At 62.4% G+C, this 7,987-nt stretch carries 7 protein-coding genes and 1 pseudogene; 6 read left to right on the top strand and 2 right to left on the bottom strand.

All coding sequences use genetic code 11. The features are described from left to right. The 4 genes and pseudogenes from EN884_RS16995 to EN884_RS16980 form a co-directional block, all read left to right on the top strand. Window positions 1-517, top strand: a pseudogene (locus EN884_RS16995) (AAA family ATPase); the annotation flags it as partial. Window positions 518-559: 42 nt separating this feature from the next. Next, window positions 560-1,864, top strand: coding sequence for a DUF6638 family protein (locus EN884_RS16990; RefSeq protein WP_063168857.1), 1,305 nt, complete (start codon window positions 560-562; stop codon window positions 1,862-1,864). 104 nt (window positions 1,865-1,968) lie between these two features. Then, complete coding sequence (locus EN884_RS16985; RefSeq protein ID WP_013529949.1) at window positions 1,969-3,093, top strand: DUF2333 family protein; 1,125 nt, start codon at window positions 1,969-1,971, stop codon at window positions 3,091-3,093. A gap of 313 nt (window positions 3,094-3,406) precedes the next feature. Continuing rightward, window positions 3,407-5,086 (top strand): formate--tetrahydrofolate ligase, encoded by a 1,680-nt coding sequence (locus EN884_RS16980; protein WP_128360642.1) that lies wholly within the window; start codon window positions 3,407-3,409, stop codon window positions 5,084-5,086. A gap of 67 nt (window positions 5,087-5,153) precedes the next feature. Here the strand turns inward: EN884_RS16980 and EN884_RS16975 are convergent, their stop codons facing one another. Continuing rightward, window positions 5,154-5,798, bottom strand: a complete 645-nt coding sequence (locus EN884_RS16975; protein ID WP_013529947.1) for a cysteine hydrolase family protein — start codon at window positions 5,796-5,798, stop codon at window positions 5,154-5,156. A 126-nt stretch (window positions 5,799-5,924) separates the two neighbouring features. On the opposite strand from EN884_RS16975, the gene EN884_RS16970 reads away from it, so the two are divergent. Continuing rightward, on the top strand, window positions 5,925-6,920 hold the full coding sequence (locus tag EN884_RS16970) for a helix-turn-helix domain-containing protein (RefSeq protein ID WP_063168858.1): 996 nt from the start codon (window positions 5,925-5,927) through the stop codon (window positions 6,918-6,920). 5 nt (window positions 6,921-6,925) lie between these two features. On the opposite strand, the gene EN884_RS16965 is transcribed toward EN884_RS16970, so the two are convergent. After that, a complete protein-coding gene (locus EN884_RS16965; protein WP_063168859.1) occupies window positions 6,926-7,483 on the bottom strand; it encodes a sugar O-acetyltransferase in 558 nt (185 codons plus the stop codon). A gap of 135 nt (window positions 7,484-7,618) precedes the next feature. Here EN884_RS16965 and EN884_RS16960 point away from each other — a divergent pair. Further along, on the top strand, window positions 7,619-7,987 hold a 369-nt coding region (locus tag EN884_RS16960), incomplete at its 3' end, for a DUF4126 domain-containing protein (protein ID WP_128360641.1).

Below are 7,987 nucleotides of genomic sequence, written 5' to 3'. Positions count from 1 at the left end.
CCTCATAGGCTTCGGTCACGCCGCGCAGGAAATCCAGCGCGCCGTGACCGAAGCCTATGAGGAGCACGAGAAGCCGCAGGAAGATGGGCTGATGAAGGTCTACGAGCGCTACATGAAGGAGAACGGCGCGCCGAAATCGATGGCCGATATCGGCACCTATCTGCACCTGATCAAGGATGCCGAGCCCCGCTTCACCGGTCGCGCCATCAAGAATGTCACCGACGCCATCAAGATGCGCGCCATGGACATCGAGCTTCCCGACGATTGGTTCGAGAAGCCGGAAGTCTTCATGCACAAGGGCTACGACGAGAAGAAAGCGATGATCGAGGAACTGCGCGGGCCGTTCTCGATGGACATGGTCATGCAGGAGATCAACCGCTACGCCGACTCGGAGTTCCGCTATTCCGACAAGTCCGACGACTCCGCCGTGGAAAAACTGCTGCGCGACGCCCGCCTGCGCGAACGGGCTGCGCGCGAGATGGAGGAGATGAAGAAGAAGGGGCTATGGAATGCGTGAGCTGCGCCGGCCTTCCCTTCACCCCTTGTGGGAGAAGGCAAGATGAGCCCCGCCAAGAAACCCGATCTCCTGCGCGACAATGAGCTGATCTATGGCCGGCTGCTGACGGTCGACGAGCCGCATCTGATCCAGCGCTACAACAAGGCGCTCGCCGCATTCGGCTTGAAGCCGACCAAGCTGAAGACCTTCCAGATCGATCGCACCGGCTTTTCGCCCGAAGTGGCCGAGGAATGCGACGACTACGACTATCTCGATCCCAACGAGGTCAACCGCCGTTTCATCATCCTGACGCCGTCGCAGATCGACCTGCCGGTGGTGCACACCGCCTTCTCCAACACCTCGCAGCTGATGTTCGAGTTCATGTCCAAGAACCAGCGCGCCATCGATGCGCTGACGATCAAGGATGTCATCTACGGCGAGATCGAGGATTCCGTTCCCAAGGTCAACGATATCGAGGACCTGCTGTCGATCAGCCAGGTCGAGTTCAAGGTGCTGTCGGCTGAGGATGTGCTGGGCAAGGCCGCCGAGCTCGGCAAGCTCGTCGACCGGTTGAAGCAGGAGCCCGACGCCTGGCGCGACAGCGCCATGCTGAACCGCATGGTCGAGCTCGCCAAGATCTGCGGCGACATCCGCGAGAACGCGCTGGTGCCCGACCAGGTGATCTTCCGCCACAACGCCTACTGGACCAGCCATTTCGGTGGCCTTTACGTCTTCGTCGACCCGGATGTGACGACAGTGATCAGCGATCCTGCGGCGCCAGGCTTCCGCCGTTCGCGGCCGTGGCAGGTCAGCTATCTCTCCATTAACGACGCCGACAAGGTGTTCAAGTTCCTCGCCACCACCGGCCGCATCGAGTTGCCGCGCGCCTCCTGGGTCGAGGCCTCGGGCTACCTCGAGCACCGCGCCGAGATGGTGGTGCGCGCGCTGATCCGCGATGCCGAGCCGAACCGCAACTTGACCAATGTCGACAAGGTCTGGCTGCAGACCTGGTTCCAGAGCCATGCCGACCTGATCACCAGGGACGGCAATTTCCCTTTCCTCAACGCCGCCAAGCGCGAGATCGCCCAGCTCGGCCACCTGAAGATCGAGGATGTCTTCCCGCAGCAGCGCTTCCTGGTGATCCGCGCCAAGCCTGACCATCCTGACGCCTGGCTGACCAACCGGCTGATCTCGGATTTCGTGCCGTCGGACTTCGTCTCGCGCTACATCTTCAACAAGGACGGCTTCTACAAGGACTATGGCGGCTTCAGCGACGCCTGGCGATCGCATGTTGTGGACGTTCTCAAAACCACATATTTGAAGGACAAGGTGGCGTTTCGCACGCGCCTCTACGGCCTGACTGACTAGAACGAAATGAACCGTTATTTCGTTCTAACTTCTTGTTTTGGCGCATAATGTTATCCAAAAAGTCTGCAACTTTTTGGCATCATGCTTGAGGGGGTGACACAGCCATGCTCGATCCGATCGTGAACTTCTTCACCCGCATTTTCCAGTGGATCGGCCGCGGTATCGGGCTTTTGATCGGCGTCATCCTGTGGCCGTTCCTGTGGGCCGGACGCTGGTACACGCAACGCGGCTGGATCCTCAAGGCGGCGGTCGGCCTTGCTCTGCTGGTGCTGATCGGCCTCTATGCCAATTTCTTCTACGCCACCCAGTGGTGGAACAATTTCAACCCGAACTATCCAGACACCTACACGTTCGAGAAGCGCAATGTCTCCGCTGGCGAACAGGTCTCCGCCGGCGCCGGCACCGACACGGCCAAGACCTGCGGCAACTCCGGCATTGCCCAGATCGCCGCCGACCTGACCGACTTCAACGTCAACCAGAATGCCTGGATCTCGTCGATGATCCTCTACAAGCTCGGCCTGTTCGGCATCGACTGGGACAACACGCCGTGGATGGACAACAAGGCCTCCTTCCAGCGCGGCATCAACCAGGCGGTGCGGCGCACGGCGACCGAACTCGCCGACAATCTCGGCCGCGTCCGCACCACCTCGCAGATCGACAGCGATCTGCAGAATGCCCGCGGCAACCTGCAGTTCGACGAGGAGACCTGGTATTTCGGCCTGAACCCGTTCGGTCCCAAGACACCGACGCCGAGCTACTATCGCGACGCCGTGCGCATGCTGCGTTCCTTCAACGCTCGCCTTGCCACCTGCCAGGCGACATTCGACGCCCGCGCCGACAATCTGAAACAGTATATCGACCGCATCTCGTCCGACATCGGCTCGACCTCGGCGATCCTCAAGGAACGCGCCGAGAACCACAACAATGGCTGGTTCGACTTCCGCGCCGACGACCGCTACTGGTTCGCCTATGGCCAGCTCTATGGCTATTACGGCCTGATGAAGGGCGCCCAGGCCGACTTCGAGGACGTCATCAAGGAAAAGCATCTGCAGAACCTCTGGGACACGATGGACTCGCAGTTCGTTTCGGCACTGAAGATCCAGCCTTTCATCATCGCCAATGGCCGCGAGGATGGCTGGCTGTTGCCGACGCATCTGACGACGATGGGCTTCTATGTGCTCAGGGTGCGCTCCAACATGGTCGAAATCAGCAACGTTCTGACGCAGTAGCGCTGTTCCATTAGGGACCAGGCGATGGTGAATTTGCGCCGTCGCCTCTGTCGCATTCCGTGCATTGTGCGGCTGTTTTGAGACGGCGGAACGACGCGTCCTCTGGCTTCTATACGGCGCGGCAACGGAGCCAGGAAGAACCGACGACAGGTCGGCCGGTCCGCAGAAGAATTTTCTCAAGAGGAAACATAGTTGCATACAAGTTGACGCCGCGGCAGCGACAGGGTTAGAACATGCCCGCGCCCGGTTCCAACCTGCTTGCCAGTAAGACCAAACCCGTCCCCTCCACCGTCCAATCCAGAGGAAAGCCGTCATGGCCGAAGTGAAGTCCGACATCGAGATCGCGCGCGGCGCCAGGAAAAAGCAGATCCAGGAGATCGGCCAGAAGATCGGCATCCCGACCGAACACCTGCTGCCCTACGGCCACGACAAGGCCAAGATATCAGCCGAATTCATCAAATCGGTGAAGGGCAACAAGGACGGCAAGCTGATCCTCGTAACCGCCATCAACCCGACGCCGGCCGGCGAAGGCAAGACCACGACCACGGTTGGTCTCGGCGACGGCCTGAACCGCATCGGCAAGAAGGCGATCGTCTGCATCCGCGAGGCTTCGCTCGGCCCGAACTTCGGCGTCAAGGGCGGTGCCGCCGGCGGCGGCTATGCGCAGGTCGTGCCGATGGAGGACATGAACCTCCACTTCACCGGCGACTTCCACGCCATCACCACCGCACACAACCTGCTTTCGGCGCTGATCGACAACCACATCTACTGGGGCAATGAGCTCGGCATCGACACCCGCCGGGTCGTCTGGCGCCGCGTCATGGACATGAACGACCGCGCGCTGCGCGAGATCATCTGCTCGCTCGGCGGCGTCGCCAACGGCTTCCCGCGCGAGGGCGGTTTCGACATCACCGTCGCCTCGGAAGTGATGGCGATCCTCTGCCTGTCGACCGACCTGAAGGACCTGGAAAAGCACCTCGGCGACATCATCGTCGCCTATCGCCGCGACAAGTCAGCCGTCTATGCCCGCGACCTCAAGGCCGACGGCGCCATGGCTGTGCTGCTGAAGGATGCCATGCAGCCGAACCTGGTGCAGACGCTGGAGAACAACCCGGCCTTCGTGCATGGCGGGCCGTTCGCCAACATCGCGCATGGCTGCAACTCGGTCGTCGCCACCACGACGGCGCTCAAGCTCGCCGACTATGTCGTCACCGAAGCCGGCTTCGGCGCCGATTTGGGTGCTGAAAAGTTCTTCGACATCAAGTGCCGCAAGGCGGGCCTGAAGCCGGCAGCGGCGGTCATCGTCGCCACCGTGCGCGCCATGAAGATGAATGGCGGCGTCAAGAAGGAAGACCTCGGCAAGGAAAACGTCGAAGCGGTGAAGAAGGGCTGCGCCAATCTTGGCCGCCACATCGAGAACATCAGGCAGTTCGGCGTGCCGGCGGTGGTTGCCATCAACCATTTCTATTCCGACACCGACGCCGAGATCCAGGCGATGAAGGACTATGTCGCCTCGATGGGCGAAGAAGCGATCCTGTGCAAGCACTGGGCACACGGCTCGGCCGGGATCGAGGATCTCGCCAACAAGGTGGTGGCACTGGCCGAATCCGGCGCCTCGCAGTTCGCGCCGCTCTATCCCGATGCCATGCCGCTGTTCGAGAAGATCAACACCATCGTCCAGCGCATCTATCGCGGCTCGGAAGCGATCGCCGACAAGTCGGTGCGCGACCAGCTCAAGGCGTGGGAAGACGCCGGCTACGGCCATTTGCCGGTGTGCATGGCCAAGACCCAGTATTCCTTCTCGACCGACCCGAACCTGCGCGGCGCGCCGACCGGCCACACCGTGCCGGTGCGCGAGGTCAGGCTTTCGGCCGGTGCCGGCTTCGTCGTCATCATCTGCGGCGAGGTCATGACCATGCCGGGCCTGCCGAGGGCGCCGTCCTCGGAAAAGATCTTCCTCAATGAGGCCGGCAATATCGAAGGCCTGTTCTAAAATCCTTCAATTCAAACAGAAAGGGCGCCGCAGCGATGCGGCGCCCTTTCTGTTTGTTCGGATAGCCCTAAGCAGCGCTGCGCGACAGCGCCCGCTGGTTGGAGCCGAAGATCGTGTCGCGCTCCGGCAGCGCGCCGGTCTGCAGGCACTCCACCCATTCGGCGGTCTTGAGCACGGCGGCGAAGCGCGACTGCAGGATGATCGTGACCACGCGATGGATCTCCTCGGCCGAGGCGTAGCCGGCGCTGTTGGCGTAAGGCACCGAGCCGGTCGCATCCGACAGGAACTCGACGGCAAAGCCCATATGCACGGCGTGGATAATGGTCGACAGGTCACAATTATGCGTCATGTAGCCGACCACCGTAATCGTATCGATGGCATTGGCGCGCAGCCAGTCTTCCAGATCAGTGCCGGTGAAGGCGGAGGGCAGGTTCTTTTCGACATAATGGTCGCGCTTGCGCCTGGCGATTTCGGGATGCAGTTCGCCGCCGTGACTGCCCTTGGCAAAGATCGGCGAGGTCTCGGGCGCCATCTGCTTGACGACCACCACCTTGATACCGGCAGCAGTCGCTGCATCCATGGCGCGTGCCACATTGACGACGCTGTCGCGGAACGGCGGATGCTGGATGGCGAGATTGCCGCCGTCGTAATCGTTCTGCACATCGACGACGATCAGCGCCCGGCGCGGCGTGGTGTTGGCTGGGTCAGACATGGTGTTTCCTTTCCGGCTTGAATTCGATGGATGGAAGATAGGCGGGCTGCCAGACAGCCGAAAGTGACCCGATTGACATCATTCGAAAGAATTGGGACAATCCGCATTCAACCGCTGGAAGCACCCATGAACGACCCGATCATTGCCGTCCTCGCCTTCGACGGCATCAGCCCGTTCCATCTTTCCGTACCGTGCCTGGTCTTCGGCGAGGACAGGACGGCGCTTGGCCTGCCGCGCTTCGACTTCCGCATCTGCGCGGTCAAGGCCGGGCCGATCCATACCGAAGCCGGGCTGACAATTGCCGCGCCGCATGGGCTCGAAGGGCTCGACGGCGCCGATATCGTCATCATCCCGAGCTGGCATCATCTGAGCGAACCGGTATCGCCGCTGCTGATGGAAGCGCTGCGCCATGCGCACCAACGCGGCGCCTTGATTGTCGGCCTGTGCCTCGGCACCTTCGCCATTGCAGCGGCCGGGCTGCTTTCGGGCCGACGTGCCGCGACGCACTGGGCCTATTGCGAACAATTGCAAACACTCCATCCCGACATCGCTGTCGATGCCGCGGTGCTCTACGTCGACAATGGCGATGTCGTGACCTCGGCCGGCGTCGCCGCCGGCCTCGACTGCTGTCTCCACATCGTGCGCGCCCGCTATGGCGCGGAAGCAGCACTGCGGCTTGCTCGCCAGATCGTGCTTTCCCCGCATCGCCAGGGCGGCCAGGCGCAATTCATCGAGCATCCGGTGGCAAGAAGCGCGGACGCCGACCGCTTCACCCAGGCCCTCGACGCGGTTCGCGCGACGCTTGGCGAAGCGCATAGCCTGGACCGCGTGGCCGAGGCCGCCGGCCTGACCCGCCGCACCTTTACCCGTCGCTTTCAGAAATCGATCGGCGCCAGCTTTGGCGATTGGCTGACCAGCCAGCGGATCGAACTGGCGCAGCGTTTGCTGGAAGCGACGGAGAAATCCATGGACATGATCGCCTTCGAAGCCGGCTTCGGCAGCGCCACCTCGCTGCGCCAGCATTTTTCGGCACGGCTCAAGACATCGCCTGCGCAGTATCGGCGCGAGTTCTCCAGGCGGGTCGATCAGGAAGAGCGCATGACGTATGTCCTGTCGTCCTGACCTGTTCAGCCCCGCTTGACCGGCCGCGCCGGATTGCCGATCACCGTGGCGTTCGCCGCCACGTCGCGCGTCACCACCGCACCGGCGCCGACGATGGCGCCTTCACCGATGCTGACGCCGCCAAGGATGACGGCTGAGCCGCCGATCCAGGCATTGGCGCCGATCTCGATCGGTCGGGCGATCTCCAGTCCGGCCTGCCGCCCACTGGCCTCCTTGTGGTGCTCGGCGCAGTAGATCTGCACGTTCGGGCCGAGCAGCGTTGCCTTGCCGATGCGCACGCTCGCCGTGTCGAGGATGGTGCAGCCGGTATTGAGGAAGACGCCGTCGCCGAGAAAGATGTTGAAGCCATAGGCGCAGTGGAACGGCGCCTCGATACGGGCGCCCTCGCCGGCTCTTCCCAGCAGTGCCTTCAGACCCGGCCCGAGATTGCCGCGTTGACGAGGCGGCAGCAAGTTGTGCTCGAACACCGCATCGCGCGCTATCATCCGCAACGACTCCAGTTCGTCATCGATGCAGGTATACCATTCGCCGGCCACCATTTTCACGCGCTCGCTCTCAGCCATGATGCGGTCTCCAGTTCACGTCCTTGCAAAGCACAAGTGCAGCCAAAAGCGCCGATGCCAGTACTGGTCAAATATTGGACCTATGGTAGCCTGTGACTCAAGGCCGTCTTGGCCCGTGATCGAGGGGGATCGACCATGCTCTACATTCTCGCACTTCTGATCGGCGTCATTGCCGGTCTTCGCGCCATGACGGCGCCGGCCGCCATTGCCTGGGGCGCTTATCTCGGCTGGCTGACGGTTGCCGGCACTTGGGCGAGCTTCATGAGCCATTGGGCGGCTGTCGGCATCTTCACCATCCTGGCCATCGTCGAGCTGGTCACCGACCAGTTGCCGTCGACGCCGAGCCGTAAAGTACCCCAGCAATTCGGCGCCCGCATCGTTACGGGCGCTTTCACCGGCGCGGTGATCGGCGCCACCGGTGGCGCCACCATCGGCGGCCTGATCGCGGGCGCCATCGGCGCTGTCATCGGCACGCTTGGCGGCGCCGAAGCTCGCGGCCGGCTC

Source organism: Mesorhizobium sp. M7A.F.Ca.AU.001.01.1.1 (genome assembly GCF_004022735.1).
Taxonomy (GTDB): domain Bacteria; phylum Pseudomonadota; class Alphaproteobacteria; order Rhizobiales; family Rhizobiaceae; genus Mesorhizobium; species Mesorhizobium ciceri.
Note: the sequence above shows the minus strand (reverse complement) of the source record. Positions and strands in the feature narration are given on the sequence as shown.